15 protein-coding genes and 1 pseudogene are annotated in these 16,713 nt (G+C 72.0%); 13 read left to right on the top strand and 3 right to left on the bottom strand.

The annotated features are described in order from the left end of the window. Positions 1-482 precede the first annotated feature (482 nt). The 10 genes and pseudogenes from NIE111_RS13890 to NIE111_RS13845 all read left to right on the top strand — a co-directional run bounded on the left by NIE111_RS13890 (position 483) and on the right by NIE111_RS13845 (position 9,021). Positions 483-1,673, top strand: coding sequence for a serine hydrolase domain-containing protein (locus tag NIE111_RS13890; RefSeq protein ID WP_238684783.1), 1,191 nt, complete (start codon positions 483-485; stop codon positions 1,671-1,673). A gap of 110 nt (positions 1,674-1,783) precedes the next feature. Next, positions 1,784-2,338 carry an RNA polymerase sigma factor gene (locus tag NIE111_RS13885; protein ID WP_238684782.1) on the top strand — a complete coding sequence of 185 codons (555 nt, stop codon included), beginning with the start codon at positions 1,784-1,786 and terminating at the stop codon, positions 2,336-2,338. After that, a complete protein-coding gene (locus NIE111_RS13880; protein ID WP_238684781.1) occupies positions 2,338-3,348 on the top strand; it encodes a CU044_5270 family protein in 1,011 nt (336 codons plus the stop codon). The genes NIE111_RS13885 and NIE111_RS13880 overlap by 1 nt, the downstream gene beginning before the upstream one ends. 220 nt (positions 3,349-3,568) lie before the next feature. Then, entirely contained in the window at positions 3,569-4,672 is a 1,104-nt protein-coding gene (gene ssd / locus NIE111_RS13875; protein WP_238684780.1) for a septum site-determining protein Ssd, read from the top strand. Next, positions 4,669-5,880 (top strand): TadA family conjugal transfer-associated ATPase, encoded by a 1,212-nt coding sequence (locus tag NIE111_RS13870; RefSeq protein WP_238684779.1) that lies wholly within the window; start codon positions 4,669-4,671, stop codon positions 5,878-5,880. The genes ssd and NIE111_RS13870 overlap by 4 nt, the downstream gene beginning before the upstream one ends. Positions 5,881-6,581: 701 nt before the next feature. Then, positions 6,582-7,175: pseudogene (locus tag NIE111_RS32520) on the top strand (type II secretion system F family protein); the annotation flags it as partial. Between the two features lie 176 nt (positions 7,176-7,351). Beyond that, positions 7,352-7,975, top strand: coding sequence for a type II secretion system F family protein (locus NIE111_RS13860; RefSeq protein ID WP_372488327.1), 624 nt, complete (start codon positions 7,352-7,354; stop codon positions 7,973-7,975). A 22-nt stretch (positions 7,976-7,997) separates the two neighbouring features. After that, the gene (locus NIE111_RS13855) at positions 7,998-8,165 is read left to right on the top strand and encodes a DUF4244 domain-containing protein (RefSeq protein WP_081883916.1); all 168 of its coding nucleotides are present in this window, start codon (positions 7,998-8,000) and stop codon (positions 8,163-8,165) included. A 47-nt stretch (positions 8,166-8,212) separates the two neighbouring features. After that, positions 8,213-8,608, top strand: a complete 396-nt coding sequence (locus NIE111_RS13850; protein ID WP_238684820.1) for a TadE family type IV pilus minor pilin — start codon at positions 8,213-8,215, stop codon at positions 8,606-8,608. After that, complete coding sequence (locus NIE111_RS13845) at positions 8,608-9,021, top strand: Rv3654c family TadE-like protein (RefSeq protein ID WP_372488326.1); 414 nt, start codon at positions 8,608-8,610, stop codon at positions 9,019-9,021. The genes NIE111_RS13850 and NIE111_RS13845 overlap by 1 nt, the downstream gene beginning before the upstream one ends. Positions 9,022-9,630: 609 nt before the next feature. On the opposite strand, the gene NIE111_RS13840 is transcribed toward NIE111_RS13845, so the two are convergent. The 3 genes from NIE111_RS13840 to sftH form a co-directional block, all read right to left on the bottom strand. Further along, positions 9,631-10,209 (bottom strand): LURP-one-related family protein, encoded by a 579-nt coding sequence (locus NIE111_RS13840; protein ID WP_238684778.1) that lies wholly within the window; start codon positions 10,207-10,209, stop codon positions 9,631-9,633. 164 nt (positions 10,210-10,373) lie between these two features. Next, positions 10,374-10,583, bottom strand: a complete 210-nt coding sequence (locus tag NIE111_RS13835) for a hypothetical protein (protein ID WP_030334221.1) — start codon at positions 10,581-10,583, stop codon at positions 10,374-10,376. 99 nt (positions 10,584-10,682) lie between these two features. Beyond that, on the bottom strand, positions 10,683-13,055 hold the full coding sequence (gene sftH / locus NIE111_RS13830; protein WP_274531103.1) for a DEAD/DEAH box helicase: 2,373 nt from the start codon (positions 13,053-13,055) through the stop codon (positions 10,683-10,685). 188 nt (positions 13,056-13,243) lie between these two features. On the opposite strand from sftH, the gene NIE111_RS13825 reads away from it, so the two are divergent. The 3 genes from NIE111_RS13825 (at position 13,244) to NIE111_RS13815 (ending at position 16,710) form a co-directional block, all read left to right on the top strand. After that, on the top strand, positions 13,244-13,600 hold the full coding sequence (locus tag NIE111_RS13825; RefSeq protein ID WP_091395433.1) for an STAS domain-containing protein: 357 nt from the start codon (positions 13,244-13,246) through the stop codon (positions 13,598-13,600). Beyond that, positions 13,597-14,034: an ATP-binding protein gene (locus NIE111_RS13820; RefSeq protein WP_238684776.1), complete on the top strand. Its 438-nt coding sequence runs from the start codon at positions 13,597-13,599 to the stop codon at positions 14,032-14,034. The genes NIE111_RS13825 and NIE111_RS13820 overlap by 4 nt, the downstream gene beginning before the upstream one ends. Before the next feature lie 315 nt (positions 14,035-14,349). Then, positions 14,350-16,710 carry a sodium-translocating pyrophosphatase gene (locus tag NIE111_RS13815; protein WP_238684775.1) on the top strand — a complete coding sequence of 787 codons (2,361 nt, stop codon included), beginning with the start codon at positions 14,350-14,352 and terminating at the stop codon, positions 16,708-16,710. Positions 16,711-16,713: the final 3 nt, after the last annotated feature.

Here is a 16,713-nt window from a genome sequence, read left to right as displayed (position 1 = left end):
TCTAGCCGGATGGTCTATCGTCGGCGGGTGCCCGGGGTCATGCCACCCCTCAGACCTGCGGGCTCTCCGCTCCGCGTGATCACGCTCACACTCTGCGAGGAGATTTTCGCAGTGAGTGGAGGCAGCACCACTCGACGTGACGGGCGCGCTCAGGCAGACTTGTCCGTACGACGAGCTTTCACATCCTCGAAACAGGCAGACCCTCAGCGGTTGCACCCCCCGTGACCGCTGAGTGGTTCGGCTCGACCCCCCCGGAGCCGAACCTCCGACGACCCCCGTCTCCCCCCGACGGGGGTCGTCCCTTTCCCGTGAGAGCGCGTCACGGCAGCGGGGTCTGTCGCCAGGCCCGTTCGCGCGACAGAGGCCCGGTCGATCGATGACCGCTACTGCTCGGACCGAGTGTCGTCCCAGCCTTGTCGTGGGCCATGCGACCGCCGAGTGCCGTGTAATTTGCCAATCGGGACGAGCTGAGGAGGTAACACGTGGCTGCTGGCGGCTTTTCGTCGAAACGGCTGGCCCGGCTGCAAGGGTTGCTTGAGCGCCACGTCGAGTCCGGCTTCGTCCCGGGCATGGTGGTCGTCCTCGCCCGGCACGGTGAGGTGCACATCGAGGCGACGGGTCATCTCGCGTTCGAGGGCCCCGGGTCGCAGACCCCGATGGCGATCGACACGATCTGTCGCCTGGGCTCGATGTCGAAGCCGATCGTCGCCGCGTGTGCGATGACCCTCGTCGAGGACTGCACCCTCCGCCTCGACGACCCGGTCGACGATCTCCTCCCGGAGCTGGCGAACATGACAGTGCTCGCCGATCCCGACGGCCCACTGGACGACACCGTCCCGGCGGAACGCCCGATCACGCTGCGGGACGTCCTGGACGGCACCCTTGGCACCGGCATGGTCCCCGCCGAGCCGGGAACGGTCCCGATCGCCGACGCGCTGAACGCACTCGAATATCAGTCGCCGGACGAGTGGATCCGCCAGCTCGGTGACCTCCCGCTCGTGCACCAGCCAGGTGAGCGCTGGATGTACGACACCGCCGCCAACGTGACAGGTGTTCTCATCTCCCGAGCGACCGGCATGTCCTTCGGCGATGCCGTGCGTGAGCGGGTGTGCAAGCCGCTGGGAATGGCCGACACCGCCTTCAGCGTGGGTAGCGAGAGCCTCGGCCGGTTCGCGACGGCGTACGAGCAGGACAACGCCGCGACCGGCGAGCCGGTTGTCGAGGACGCCCCCGACGGGCGGTTCAGTCGACCGCGGCTGTTCGAGTCCGGTGGCGGTGGGCTGGTGTCGACCGCCCAGGACTACCTCGCCTTCGCGTCGGCTCTGCTTGCGGGCGGCACCCACGGCGGCGAGCGGGTGCTGTCGCGGCCGGCGGTGACGCTGATGACGAGCGACCACCTGACTCCGACCCAGAGGGCAATCTCCGGGTTCTGGCCCGGGTACTTCGACGCCATCGGTTGGGGTTTCGGAATGTCGGTCCGGACCCGGCGTACACACCTCGGGCCCTCGGTCGGCAGTTACGGATGGCCCGGCTTCTACGGCACTGCCTGGTACAACGATCCCGCCGAGGACCTGACGACGATCGTCTTCATGCAGCGGGCGCACGCGGGCGACCAGCGGCTGCCGATGTGGCACGACTTCTGGACCACCGTGTACCAGGCAATCGACGACTGACCGCAGCGTTCGTTTCCCGGTGGGCAGCACCCGCCCTCGGCCGCGCGGTAATCCCGGGTCCCTCAGCGACACAAGCCACTGTGAGAGTCGCCGAGGCAATGGGGGTTCGGGTGGGTCCACCGAAGAAGCGGGACGAGGGCTGGTTCACCAGCCTCTACGCCGCCGAGTACGAGCACATAGTCCGGTACGGCCTGCGCCGGCTTGCTGACCGGGATGCCTCGGCGGAGCTTGCCCAGGAGGTCTTCGTCGTCGCCTGGCGTCGCCGGGCCGAGGTGCCGGAGCACAGCCTGCCCTGGCTGTACGGGGTGGCCCGGCGCCTGCTGGCGAACCAGTGGCGGTCGCGGCGTGCCGCCCCGGACCTCCTCTCGATCACCGATGTCGACCTCGAGCGACTGGCCGGATCGTCGGGTGCCGACACGACAGTCGGGGTGGCCGACGTCCGGGCGGCTCTGGCCACCCTCAACGACCTCGACCAGGAAATCCTCCGGTTGGTCGGCTGGGAGGAGCTGACGGTCTCCGAGGCGGCAAAGGTTCTCGGCTGCGCCGGGGCGACCGCCGCAGTGCGCCTGCATCGCGCTCGCCGTCGTCTTGCCGAAGCAATGTCGGACCGGCCCGCGCCAACCCGGCGTCGACCGGTGTTGGTGACAATTCGAGAGGATCTGTGATGTTCGGAGCAGAGCGCACCCGTACTCTTCTGGGCCCGGCCGACCCGGCCCGGAACGCCGCCGTCGGGTCACCGCTGGTCTCGGCGCGCGAGCTGATCGAACGCGCCAGCGCTACCGAAACGGTCGGCGAGCATCGTCGCGTACGCCCGACCCGCCGGCTGGTCCTGGCGGCCGGGACGTTGGCGGTCGCGGTCGGTGCCGTGGCGGTGCTCGAGCCGTTCGGCGAGGGGGCACCGGACACTCCGGCCGAGCCGCCGGCGGCAGCGGGGTTGGTGCTGGTGCCGGTCGCGTACCAGTTCGACGCGGATCCGCCGGCCGCCGGCCCGCAGCTACGCATGCTGGCCAACAAGATCAAAGACGCGGCGTACGACCACCAGAGCGGGCGCTACATGTATCACCACACCAAGGTGTGGGGCTCTCCGGTGGAGACGTCTGCCGACGGCCGCCACCACGTGGCCTATGCCAGCGAGACGAAGATCTGGCAGGCCCTCGACGGGACCGGTAACCAGATCAGGATCCAACTGGAGCCGCAGTACCCGGACCAGGAGTCCCGGGACTACTGGCAGCGCGAGAGCGCTGCGCGGCCAGCAGCCACCGGCACCCCCGCACCGAGCGTCAGGCCGCTGTCGCCCGAGGAGCTCAGGCCGCTGTCGGCCGACCCGTCGGAGCTCCGGGAGCGGCTGAAGGTCGAGTACGGCGCGGGGGCGGCGAGTAAGTGGGTCGGCACGCTCTACGGGCAGTACGTCGTGCCGCGTGCGACCCGAGCGGCGGTCCTGCGGGTCCTCGCCGACGTGCCCGGCTTCCGCTGGCGGGGGCAGGTCACGGACCGTGCCGGCCGCAAAGGAGTCGCCGTCACCTTCGACGACCGCGAACACGACCAGCAATGCCTTCTGATCTTCGATCCGAAGACGGGTGAATTGCTCGCCGCTGAGCTGTTGACGCTGTCGCCAGTGCGGATCAGCTCGTACCAGGTGATCCTCGATGCGGCCTGGACAAATCAGCCCGGCTGACCACCGACTCGCGGGGCCGCTCCTTTCGGGAGCGGCCCCGCTGTTTTGGGCTCAGCGGCGCCAGCTGCGGATTTGCCCGTGCCCGTAGCAGATCAGCTGTCTCGGCGGGCGTTTTCCACAGCCCACCAGGTTGTCCACAGGCGACGACATCCGGGCGGCCTGCGGGGCGGATTCCGAGCACTGTCGGCGGCATACCCGAGCCCGACCGCTGGAGGCCGCGATGCCACCCCGTACCACGGTTCCGCCGATCCGCCGGCTCCCGCTGGTCGTCACCGGCGACGACGATCTGCTCGATGATGTGCTCCGGCTCGCCGCCGTTGGCGGGACCGAGGTGGAGTTGGCCCGGGACCCAGCGGCTGCCCGTACCCGGTGGCTTCCCGCGCCGCTGGTGCTGCTCGGCGCCGATCAGGCGCAGGCCTGCCTGCGTGCCCGATTGCCGCAGCGGCCCCGGCTGGTGCTGCTCGGCCGTGCTGGTCAGCTCGACCCCGGCTGGCAGATCGCCGAGCTGATCGGGGCCGAGCACGTCGCCACGCTGCCCGCCGCGGAGCCATGGCTGGTGGATCGGTTCGCCGAGCATGATCCGGATCGTCCGGCCGGCGTCGGCGCCCGAGTCGTCGCGGTCCTCGGGGGTCGGGGCGGTGCGGGCGCGAGTGTGCTCGCCGGTGGTCTTGCGGTGACCGCCGCGCGGGCCCGGCTGCGCACCCTCCTGATCGACGCTGACCCGCTCGGTGGTGGCCTCGACCTCGTGCTGGGCTGGGAGCAGTTGGAAGGCCTGCGCTGGCCGTCGCTCACCAGCGCCGACGGGCGGGTGGACGCCCCGGCGCTGGTGCAGGCCCTGCCCAGCCGGGGTGATCTCGTGGTGCTCTCCTGGGACCGCGGCGAGATGCTGACGTTGCCGGCGACGGCGATGGCGGCGACCGTCGACGCGGCCCGGCGTGGGCGGGACTTCGTGGTGATCGACCTGCCCCGGCAGTTGGACGACGCGGCAGTGGTGGCGCTGCAAGCCGCCGACCAGGCGTTCGTCGTCGTGCCGGCCGAGTTGCGCGCCACCGCTGCGGCCACTCGGGTGGTGGCGGCGGCCGCCCCGCACTGCGCTGCGCTCTCGGTGGTGGTGCGCGGGCCCGCGCCGGGGCGGTTGCGGGCGTCCGAGGTGGCACGCGCGCTGGGCCTCCCGTTGGCCGGCACGCTGCGCCCCGAGCCGGGGCTCTGCCGTGGGCTGGAACGCGGCGAGGCGCCGGCCGCCGGGGGCAAGGGCCCACTGGCCGCGCTCTGCCAACGGATCGTCACCGACCTCACCGGCGTGCCGGCTGCGGGTGCGGCATGACCGCCGGGCCGGAGGACGGCACCCTCGCCGCCCGGGTACGGCAGCGGATCGCCGCCGCCACCACCCCGGTCACAGCGGCGGCCATCGTCTCCGCGGTACGGGCCGAGCCCGCCGCCGCAGTGCTCGGCGACACCGCCATGCTGCGGATCGCCGACCGGGTGCGCGACGACCTCGTCGGCGCTGGGCCGTTGGCGCCGCTGCTCGCTGACCCGGAGGTCACCGACGTCCTCGTCAACGGTGCCCGGGTCTGGGTCGACCGCGGGTCGGGGCTGCAGCAGGTCGCCGTCCCGGTGGGCTCGGTGGAGGACGTCCGCCGGTTGGCGCAGCGGCTGATCGCCAGCGCGGGGCGGCGGCTCGACGACGGCTCCCCGTACGCGGACGCGCGGCTTCCCGACGGCACCCGGCTGCACGCCGTGCTGCCGCCGGTGGCGACCGAAGGTCCCTACCTGTCGCTGCGGACCTTCCGACACCGGCCTTTCACCCTCGACGAGTTGGTGCGCCAGGGGACCGTGCCGCGACCGCTGGCGCCACTGCTCGCCGCAGTCGTGGCGGCCCGGCTGGCGTACCTGGTGACCGGGGGCACCGGGTCGGGCAAGACGACACTGCTCAACACCCTGCTGGGGATGGTGCCGGCGACCGAACGGATCGTGCTGGTGGAGGACGCCGCCGAGCTGCGTCCGGGGCATCCGCACGTGGTGGGGCTCCAGGCGCGTACCGCCAATGTGGAGGGGACGGGCGTGGTCAGCCTGGCTGACCTGGTCCGGCAGGCGTTGCGGATGCGTCCGGACCGGCTGGTGGTCGGGGAGTGCCGGGGCGGTGAGGTGGTCGACCTGCTGGCCGCGCTCAACACCGGCCACGACGGGGGTGCCGGCACGTTGCACGCCAACACACCGTCGGACGTGCCGGCCCGGTTGGAGGCCCTGGGCATGTTGGGTGGGCTGCCGCGCGCCGCGCTGCACGCCCAGGTGGCCGCCGCGTTGCAGGTGCTGTTCCAGGTGCGACGCAGCGACCGGGGTCGCGTCCTGGAGTCGGTCTGCCTGTTGCTGCCCGAGGGGCCCGAACGGCTGGTGACAGTGGTGCCCGCCTGGGTACGCGGCAGTGGGCTCGGGCTCGCCGCCCGTGCCCTCGGGGCGCTGCTGCGGGAGCGTGGGGTGGCGGTGCCGCCCATCCTCAGCGAGCCGTGGCCCGGATCGGCGGGTCCGGCATGACCGGCGAGACGATGCTGGCGGCGGCGCTGCTCCTGGTCGCCGCTGCCCTGGTGGCGTGGCCCATGCGGAGCATCCGGGCCCGTCGACGTCGCGTGCTGGCACCGGGACGGAGGGCCGGCGGTGCCGATCCGGATGAGGCCCTGGTGCAGTGGATCAGGGAACTCGGTCGCACGCCGGACGGGCCGGTCGACGGCACTGGCGTCGCCCCGACCAAGGGTCATCAGGTCGGCATCGCGTTCGAGTCGACGACTACTGCGGGCGCCGACGGAAGACGGACGGCACTCGGCTGGCCCGACCGGGACGTCAGTCGCAGCCCGAGGTGGCCGGGAGCGGCAGACGGGTTCACTCGTCCGGAAGGCCCCACGCGCCCGCCGGCCCGTCGGGATCCCCGACGCCCGACCGGCACCGCCCGCCCGGAAGCGGCCCCCACCATGCTCGACGCCGAACAGCGGCCGGGGGCATCGGCGGCCACGACCACGATCGGTGTCAGTGGCGTGGACACTTCCGGCCGGAACGATGGCTCCGGCCAGGTAACCACCGATGGGCGCGGCGACCTGGCCGCCGGCTGTCGGGGCGACACGTCCGCCGGGGCAACGGCCGACGAATGCGCGATCGTCGATTGTCGCGCCCACGGGCGCGTCGGCCCGATTGACAGAAAACCGGGTACGCCTCCGTCGGTGCGCATCTCGCGATCGGCGACCCGCGTGCTGCCTGTGGTCGGCCTGCTCGGTGGCGGTGTGGGCGCCGTGGTCGGCGGTCCGGTGGCCGCGGTCGCGATGGCCGGCTACGGCACGTTGGCCGTGCGCGCCGCCTTGCGTTGGCGAGTGAACCGGAGCACCGAGCGGGACCGTCGACGTGGCCTGGACCAGCTCTGTGGCCTCGCGGCGGACCTGCGGGCCGGCCTGCCCGTCCCACACGCGCTCGACGTCACGGCCGTCGAGAGTGACGGGGCGAGCCGCCTACGTCAGCTGACCTCGGCGGCGGTGCGCTTGGCCGACCGGACCGGTGCGCCGCTGGCGGAGCTTCTGGAACGGATCGAGGCGGACGCTCGGGCAACCGACCGTGGTCTGGCCGCTGCGGCGGCTCAGGCGGCCGGTGCGCGGGCCACGGCCTGGCTACTGGCGGCCCTGCCGATTGGCGGGATCGGGTTGGGGTACGGCATCGGCGTCGACCCCATGGCGGTGCTCCTGCACAGCCCTGTCGGCGGTGCTAGCGGGGTTGTCGCGGTTGCACTTCAGGTCGTGGGCCTCCTCTGGGCGGAACGGCTGGGCGCGACACCGCGGCGGGCCGGATGACGCCCCGCGGCCCAGCCGGCCAGCCCGACTCAGCCGGCCGACGCAGCGCCGCCGGCCAACGCAGCTCGGGGAGCCAACGCAGCTCGGGGAGCCAACGCAGCTGGGCCGGCCAGCGCAGCCCAGCCGGCCGGCCCAGCTCAACAAGCCAAACCAGCGCGGCGAGCCAGCCCAGCTCAGTGATCCAGCCCAGCTCGACCAGGCGGCGGCGGCCGGACGTGATCCGGCTCGTGGCGGTGTTGGCTGGGCTCGCGGTGGCCATCGTCGTCGAGGGCTGGCTCGGGCTGCTCGGCGCTCTTCCGGCCGCGTTCCTGCTCGATGTCCTGTTGCGGCGGATCGAGTCGCCCGCTGTGCGCAAGCGGCGGCAACAGGAGGCCGCCGACCTACCGCTCGCCGCCGACCTGCTGGCCGCGGCGATGCGGGCGGGCGCGCCGGTGGATCGCTCGGTGCTGGCCGTCGCCGAGGCACTGGACGGGCCGCTCGCCGACCGGCTGGCCCGTGTTGGCCGCACGCTGCTGCTTGGTGGTGGCCCAGCGGAGGCATGGTCCGCGCTGAACGGCGTGCCAGGCGCGGAGCGCCTGACCGCGGCGGCGCTGCGTTCGGCCAACAGTGGTGCCGCCCTGGCCGGTGCGCTGACCCGGCTCGCCGACGACCTGCGCGCCGACCGGGCCACCGCTGCTGAGGCATCGGCCCGCCGGGCGGGTGTCCTCATCGTTCTGCCGCTGGGGCTGTGCTTCCTGCCGGCGTTCATTCTCGCCGGACTCGTGCCGGTGATCGTCGCCGTCCTCGGCGATGTGCTCTGACCCATCGAGAAGGGAAACAGTCATGCGCAAACTCATCGCTCGCCTGCGCGGCGATGCCGGAATGAACACGGCCGAGTACGCCGTGGGCACTCTCGCCGCGGTCGCCTTCGCCGGGATCCTGTTGAAGGTGCTGACCTCCGGCAACGTCCAGTCGGCGCTGACCGCCGTCATCGACCGGGCACTGAAGTGATCGAGCGCCGGCGGGTCGGCCGCGATTCAGGGTCGAGCGTCCCCGGGCTGGCGGCACGCGGCGGGCGGGGACCTCGCGTCCTCGCGCGGACCGTTGGCGGGGACCGGGGTTCTTTCACCGCCGAACTGGCGGCCGGCCTGCCGGCGCTGCTTCTGCTCCTGCTGGCCGGCCTGACCGCTGTCAACGCCGTCAGCGTGCAGGCGGGTTGCCTGCACGCGGCCCGGGAGGCGGCGCTCGCCGCAGCCCGGGGCGCGGACGGCAGCGCGGAGGGTGGCCGGACGGCGCCGCCGGGGGCGGCGGTGTCGGTGTCCGTCGACGGCGACCGGGTGCAGGCGACGGTACGGGCACCCGTCCGGACACTGGGCGCCCGGCTACCACGAATCACAGTGGTCGCCACCGCCGTCGCCGCCGTCGAACCGGGCGCACACGAGGGGAGTTGGTAGTGCGAAGAGATCCGTCACCCCGCTCCGGCCGACAACCGGCTGCCGGAGGGATCGTCGCTGGCCGGTTGGACCGGCAGCGAGGTGGCGCGACGGTCCTGCTGCTGGCGATGGGGCTCGTCTTCGTGGTGTTCGGGACGTTCGGCGCCGCCATCGTCGCCGCCGGAATGGCGAGTCAGCGGGCGGCGGTAGCAGCCGACCTCGGCGCGCTGGCCGGGGCAGCCCGAGCGCTCGACGGCGACGCGGTGGCCTGCGCGTCCGCCGCCGACCTCGCCGGTCGCAATGATGGCCGGCTGGTCGGCTGCCACCTCGACGGGTTGGACGTGCAGGTGACGGTCGAGGTGGCCTTCACGCCACTACCCGGCCTGACCCGGGTAGCCGCGGCGAGCGCCCGCGCCGGCCCGGTGCGGGGCTGACCCCCGCGGCGGCGTCACTGCTCAGCGCCGCCTCCGGCGGGGTGCGGGCAGCCCAGGCGTGCCCTGTGGTCGGGCGCGGCGTGCGCAGGGCGCGGCGTGCGCAGGGCGCGGCCTGTGGAGGGCGCGGCCTGTGGCGTTCCGGAATTGACTCGCGTTGCGGCACCAGGCGCAGGTACGGGCCACCGCCTGGTCGAAGGTGCCAGGGGCCCTGGTGGGATTGGTTGGGTGCTATGGAGCTGAATCGGTTACGACATCAAGGGTGATGCGTTTACGACATCAGCTCCAAAGGGGGACCGGACCCGTCAGGGCTCCGAGTCACCAACGGAACGCCGCCCGAGAGCGCCGCCCGACGGCCTACCGGCCCGACGGCCTGCCGGCCCGACGACCTACCGGCCCGACGGCCTACCGGCGCGACGGCCTGCTGGCCCGACGGCCCGACGGCCTACCGGCCGGGGATCGCGGCCGACTGCCGGCCTGCCGGGGATCACGGCCGACGGCTTGCCGGCCGGGACTGTTCGAGGTCCAGGTCCCGGCCGGCAGCCGCGGATTGGGTGGCCGCGACGGCGACCGTGGTGGGTCGCCGCGCCGCCCTGGTCCGGGCCGGGTGTGTCAGCGGGCCTGGAGCGCGTCGAGGGCGACGGCCATCGCGATGACCAGGCGGCGGTCGATCTGCGGGTTCTGTACCTCGACGACGTACTTGTCGCGCAGGCCCCACTTCTTGACCACCGTGAAGACCGGCTGGCCGTTTGCGGTGAAGTCGAAGTGGTACGGCAGCCAGGACAGCGAGTCGACGAATCGACGCAGCAGTGCCACCGGCATGCTCCGCTCCTGGCCCGTCACCTGCGGCAGGCCGCCCTGCTCGACGTGCCAGGTGGACCGCAGCAGCGACTGGGCGAAGTCCTTACGGAACAGGCCGATCGCGTTGCCCGCGGCGTCGGTGACGTCGTACGTGGCACCGAGGTCGATGCGCTGGCGGGCCTTGAAGCCGAGCAGAGGCTGCTGCTTGGAGTCATCCGTGTAGATGGTCACCTGCTCCTTGAAGGCGAGCCGCTTCTGCTGCGCGAACGCCAACAGCTCACCCTCGGTGCCGTCGGGGGAGACCGCCCGGACCTCGTACTGGTTGACCATCATGCGCAGCCGCTGGCGGATGTGGAACTGGTGCTGGCCCTGCAAGTTGTCGAGCTGCATGAGTACTCCTCTGGGGGTTGGTGCGCCGGAGTCTCGCACAGCCCGACAAGCACCGCCCTCCCCGCTGCCCAAGATCAGTTGCTGCTGGGTAGCCGTCGAGGTCGCCGGACGACTACCCAGCGCGGAGTGATCACTGGTGCCCTAGCAGGATCACTCCGGAAGCCTCAGCGACTGTCGACGGAGGTCGCGGCTCGCAGCGCCCAGGTGTTCAGCACCTGGTGGATGCCGCGCAGCCGCTCGTTGATCTGTTCCAGCCGTTCCGCCTGGGCCAGGGCGGCCAGTGCCGACCCCAGCGCGATCTGCTGGTCGAGGGTGAGATTGTCCTGGTCGATGGTGTAGAGCAGGTCGACGGTCTCGGCGATGGTGTCGGCCACAGCTTCTCCTCGGGCACGGGGGGCGATCAGCAACATTGGCATCGATGGAAGCGCTCCCACATCATTGTGCCCCGTGCCATGCCGATTCATGCAAGCCGGTCAGTCGGGCAGGTTCGTCAACACCACGTCGAGCACCCGGATCGCGTCCGGTTTGGAGAGGGGATTGTTGCCGTTGCCGCATTTCGGTGACTGCACGCAGGACGGGCAGCCGGCCTCGCAGCCGCACTCCGCGATCGCGTCCCGGGTGGCCCGCAGCCACGCCGCCGCCGTTCCGTACGCCCGCTCGGCGAAGCCGGCGCCACCCGGATGCCCGTCGTAGACGAAGACGGTCGGCGCCTCGGTGTCCGGGTGCATGGCGGTGGAGAGCCCACCGATGTCCCACCGGTCGCAGGTGGCCATCAGCGGCAGCAGGCCGATCGCTGCGTGTTCGGCGGCGTGCAGCGCGCCCGGCACGTCGGCCGGCTGGACCCCCGCGAGGGCCAACGACTGCGGCGACAGGGTGAACCAGACCGCCACAGTGCGCAGCTCCCGGGCGGGCAGGTCGAGCGGCCGGGTGTCGATCACCTCGCCGGTGGCGATCCGCCGCCGCTGGTACGACACCACCTGGCTGGTCACGTCCACCTCGCCGAGGAACATGCCGACCGGGCCGGCGTCCACGTAGGAGCGCACCGACACCACTGACAGGTCGGTGACGTCGCGGGCGTGGGTGGACCAGTCCGGCTCCTCGGCGCGCACCAGCGCGCAGCCGTCGGCCAGGTCGAGTTGGTCGACCACGTACGAGACGCCCTGGTGCAGATAGACCGCGCCGGAGTGCAGCAGGAAGTGCGACGAGCCGCCGTCGACGGTGCCGAGCAGCCGGCCGGTCGACGACTCCACCACGGCGACCGGGGCGCCGCCCTCGCCGCGCAGGTCCACCTCGGGTCGCTCCCGGTGCCGCCAGTACCAACCGGTGGGCCGCTGTCGCAGCGCCCCCGCCGCGACCAGCTGATCGACCGCCTCCTTCGCCCCCTCGCCGAAGAGCACCAGGTCGGCCGGGGTGAGCGGCGCCTCCACCGCGGCGCAGGCCAGCTGCGGTGCCAGCACGTACGGGTTGGCCGGGTCGAGCACCGTCGCCTCCACCGGCGCGCCGAAGATCGCCTCCGGGTGGTGCACCAGGTAGGTGTCCAGGGGGTCGTCCCGTGCCACCAGCACCGCGAGGGCCTCCTGCCCGGAACGTCCGGCGCGGCCCGCCTGCTGCCACAGCGACGCCCGGGTGCCCGGGTAGCCGCAGATCAGCACCGCGTCGAGCCCGACCAGGTCCACGCCCAGCTCCAGCGCGTTGGTGGAGGCCAGGCCGAGTAGATCGCCGTGCAGCAGGGCCCGTTCCAACTCGCGTCGCTCCTCCCGCAGGTAACCGCCCCGGTAGGCGGCCACCCGGTCGCCGAGGCCGGGCACGGCGTCGTCCAGCGCTCGACGCGCGTTGGCGGCCACCACCTCGGCGCCCTTGCGGGAGCGGACGAACGCGAGGGTGCGTACCCCCTCGGCGACCGTGTCGGCGAGCAGGTCGGCGGTCTCGCGCAGCGCCGACCGACGGACCTGGTGAAGCTCGTCGTGCTCGCCGGTGGCCTGCGGCGGCACCGGGGAAGTGGCCGACGAGTCGGGTGGCAGCAGCGGCGGTTCCCAGAGTGCGAAGGTCACCCCGCCGCGGGGAGAGGCGTCCTCGGTGACCGCTGTCACCGGCAGGCCGGTCAGCCGTCCGGCCGCGGTGGCCGGGTCGCCGGAGGTGGCCGAGGCGAGCACGAACACCGGGGTGGCCCCGAACCGGGCGCACTGCCGACGCAGCCGACGCAGCACGTGCGCGACGTGCGAGCCGAAGACGCCCCGGTAGGTGTGGCACTCGTCGATCACCACGTACGCGAGTCGGCGCAGGAAACCGGACCACTGGGCGTGCCCGGGCAGGATGCCGTGGTGCAGCATGTCCGGGTTGGTCAGCACGAACCGGGAGTGCCGGCGGATCCACTCCCGCTCGGTGCGCGGAGTGTCCCCGTCGTAGCAGGCGGGGCGTACTCCCTCCAGCTCCAGCGCGGCGACGGCGCGCAACTGGTCCGCGGCGAGCGCCTTGGTCGGCGCCAGGTAGAGCACTGTGGCCCGGGGGTCGGCCAGCAGTGTGGCGAGGGCGGGCAGCTGGTACGCCAGTGACTTGCCGGACGCGGTGCCGGTGGCGACGACCACGTGCTGGCCCTCGTACGCCAGGTTGGCCGCCTCGGCCTGGTGCTGCCAGGGCGCGACCACGCCGCGCCCGGTGAACGCCGTGCGCAACTCCGCCGGTGCCCACGACGGCCACGGCGCGGGCACACCGGCGCGGGCCGGCACCCGCTCGACGTGGGTGACCGGGTCGGCGGCGCCCCGGGCGCGTAGCCGGCGCAGCAGGTCGGCCGGCGCTGGCCCGGGGCCGGGACCAGCGGATACGGTGGCCGCGGACGACGACTCCAGGTCGTGGCGCGGGGTGCCGCGCGCGGAGCTGAAGTCGTTGGAGGTCACGCCCTGCACTCTCGCACTGGTGTTCGGAGATGAAAAGTCGGACACCGGGGTAAGGGGAAGCCTCCGCTGGCGTCCGCAGGCCGCCCCGGCGGTAGTGGTTAGATGCCCACGAGAGTTTACGGCTCTGGCGAGGAGGACCGATGGAGCTGTCACTGGCGACCCGCACCGTGGGCGAGCACACGGTGCTCGAGGTCGGTGGTGAGGTGGACGTCTACACCGCGCCCCGACTCCGTGAACGACTCCTCGAACTGATCGATGGTGGCGCCCGTCACGTGGTGGTCGACCTCGGTCGGGTGGACTTCCTCGACTCCACCGGGCTGGGCGTGCTGGTCGGCGCGCTCAAGCGGCTCCGCTCGGCGAGCGGTTCGTTCGCGCTGGTCTGCGACAAGGAACCGCTGCTCAAGATCTTCCGGATCACCGCGCTGGACCAGGTGTTTCCGCTGCACCCGACGGTCGACGCGGCGATCAGCGCCGACTCGGCGGGCGCCGGCGCGTGATGGCGACAGTCAAGCTCTCCTTCTCGCCCGCTCCGGTGCACGTGCGTACCGCCCGGCTGGTCGGCGTCGCCGTCGCCCGGCGGGCCGGGGTGCGTGAGGACCTGCTGGACGAGGTGCGCCTGGCCATCGGTGAGGCGTGCACGCGGGCGGTGGCCCTGCACCGGCAGTACGGCCTGGCCGACCCGGTGCTGGTGGAGATGTCCGACGGTGGCTCGTACGCCGTGCGGGTGGTGGACCGGGCGCCGATCGAGGCGGGTATCGGTCTGACCGCGCTGCCACCGGACGAGCTGGCCAACGAGGCGCTGACCGATGAGGCGCTGACCACCGGCGTCGGCTTCGCGCTGCTCGCCGGTTTCGTCGAGGACCTCCAGGTGCGCCCTGTCGACGAGGGCATCGGCACCGAGGTACGGATGGTGTGGCCGGTCGGCCGCTGATTGGTTCCGCTGCGTAGGCCGCGTCCCCTGCTGGGGATGCGGCCTTCTTTGCATGGATGGGGCCCTATATCAGATTTCGTTTCATAACACAGCGACGAAGATCATCGCGACACGGTGCCACCTGGGTGTGACCTCCAACACTGCGGAGGGCTACAGTACCCGGGTTGTCAGCAAGTGACCTATCCCGCAGCCAGCGGGTATGGGTGTTCATCGCTGGTCCGCTGGTGGGTTGGCGCGCGCTTGCGAGTCCGCATCCAGGCGTCGGTCAGTGCGTCTCCACTCACCGGCGCGATGTTCGGTAACAGGAGGACACAGATGTCCGAGACCTTGGCCGCCGACGGCGGCGGGCTTTCCCTTACCGGAAGCAATGTCACCTACGTCGTCATCGCCGCGGTTGTCGCGCTGGTGGCACTCGGTTTCGCTGCCGCCCTGACAAAAACGGTGCTGGCCGCTGGTAAGGGCACCGAGAAAATGCAGGAGATATCGGGGGCGGTCCAGGAGGGCGCCTCGGCCTACCTGCTCCGGCAATTCCGCACCCTTGCGATCTTCGTCGTCGTCGCCGTCGTGCTGCTCTTCCTGCTTCCGGTGCACGACACCGATGGCAGTGAGCTGGCTGTGAAGATCGGCCGCTCGCTCTTCTTCGTGGTGGGCGCCCTGTTCAGCGCGTTCATCGGCGGCGCCGGCATGTGGCTGGCCACCCGCGCCAACCTGCGCGTGGCCGCCGCCGCACGGGAGCGAGTAGGCGGCCGCGAGGCGGCCATGAAGATCGCCTTCCAGACCGGCGGCGTCGTCGGCTTCTTCACCGTCGGCCTCGGCCTCTTCGGTGCGGCGATGGTCGTCCTCGTCTACCGGGGTGACGCGCCCACGGTGCTGGAGGGCTTCGGCTTCGGCGCCGCGCTGCTCGCGATGTTCATGCGCGTCGGCGGCGGCATCTTCACCAAGGCCGCCGACGTCGGCGCCGACCTGGTCGGCAAGGTCGAGCAGGGCATCCCCGAGGATGACCCGCGCAACGCCGCCACCATCGCCGACAACGTGGGCGACAACGTCGGTGACTGCGCCGGCATGGCCGCCGACCTGTTCGAGTCGTACGCGGTGACGCTTGTCGCCGCGCTGATCCTCGGCCGCGCCGCGTTCGGCGAGGAGGGCCTGGTCTTCCCGCTGATCATCTCCACCATCGGTGTGCTGATCGCGATCGTCGGCGTCTTCATCACCCGGCTGCGCGCGTCCGACCGTAACGCCCTGACCGCTATCAACAGGGCCTTCTACCTGTCGGCGGTGCTCTCCGCGGTGCTGGTGGCGATCGCCGCCTACGCGTACCTGCCGGCGACCTTCGGCGAGTTCGACAGTGGCCTCACCGACGCCACCGGCAACCCGCGGCTGGTGGCCATCGGCGCGGTAGTGATCGGCATCGTGCTGGCCGCCGCGATCCAGGCGCTGACCGGCTACTTCACCGAGACCAAACGGCGACCGGTGCAGGACATCGGCAAGAGCTCGCAGACCGGTGCGGCGACAGTGATCCTGGCCGGCATCAGCATCGGCCTGGAGTCGGCTGTCTACTCGGCGCTGCTGATCGGCGCCGGCGTCTTCGGCGCCTTCCTCCTTGGCGGCAGCTCCATCACGCTGTCGCTGTTCGCTGTGGCACTGGCCGGCACCGGCCTGCTCACCACCGTCGGCGTGATCGTCGCGATGGACACCTTCGGGCCGATCTCCGACAACGCCCAGGGCATCGCCGAGATGTCCGGCGACATCGACGAGCACGGCGCTCGCACGCTGACCGAGCTGGACGCGGTCGGCAACACCACCAAGGCGATCACCAAGGGCATCGCGATCGCCACTGCGGTCCTCGCCGCGACCGCGCTGTTCGGCTCGTACACCGACACGCTCAGCAGCGCGTACGCGACGGCTGGCGTGGGCGACGTCGGCAACGAGATCCTCAACGCGCTGAACGTGGCGAACCCGCGCAACCTGGTCGGCCTGATCATCGGCGCGGCTGTGGTCTTCCTCTTCTCCGGGCTGGCCATCAACGCGGTGTCCCGCTCGGCCGGTGCCGTGGTGATGGAGGTCCGCCGGCAGTTCCGTGAGCTGCCCGGCATCATGGACGGCACCCAGCGCCCGGAGTACGGCAAGGTCGTCGACATCTGCACCCGGGACGCGCAGCGCGAGCTGATGACCCCCGGCCTGCTCGCCATCCTGGCGCCGATCGCTGTCGGCTTCGGCCTCGGGCCCGGCGCGCTCGCGGCGTACCTGGCCGGTGCGATCGGTGCCGGCACCCTGATGGCGGTGTTCCTGTCCAACTCCGGTGGGGCCTGGGACAACGCCAAGAAGCTGGTCGAGGACGGCGCGTACGGGGGCAAGGGCTCCGAGGCGCACGCCGCCACTGTCATCGGCGACACCGTCGGTGACCCGTTCAAGGACACCGCCGGCCCGGCGATCAACCCGCTGATCAAGGTGATGAACCTGGTCTCGCTGCTGATCGCGCCCGCCGTGGTGGCCTGGAGCGTCGGCGACGAACGCAACGTCGGCCTGCGGGTCGGCATCGCGCTGGTCGCGACGCTGATCATCGTGGCGTCGGTGGTGTTCAGCAAGCGCAAGGGCATCGCGATGTCCGACTCGGACGCCGATGGCAACACCGGCGCGGGCAGCACCGATCACCGCCCGGAGACGGTGAACGCCTGATCC

The sequence above is a fragment of the Micromonospora hortensis genome (assembly GCF_022230935.1).
GTDB classification, from domain to species: domain Bacteria; phylum Actinomycetota; class Actinomycetes; order Mycobacteriales; family Micromonosporaceae; genus Micromonospora; species Micromonospora hortensis.
Note: the sequence above shows the minus strand (reverse complement) of the source record. Positions and strands in the feature narration are given on the sequence as shown.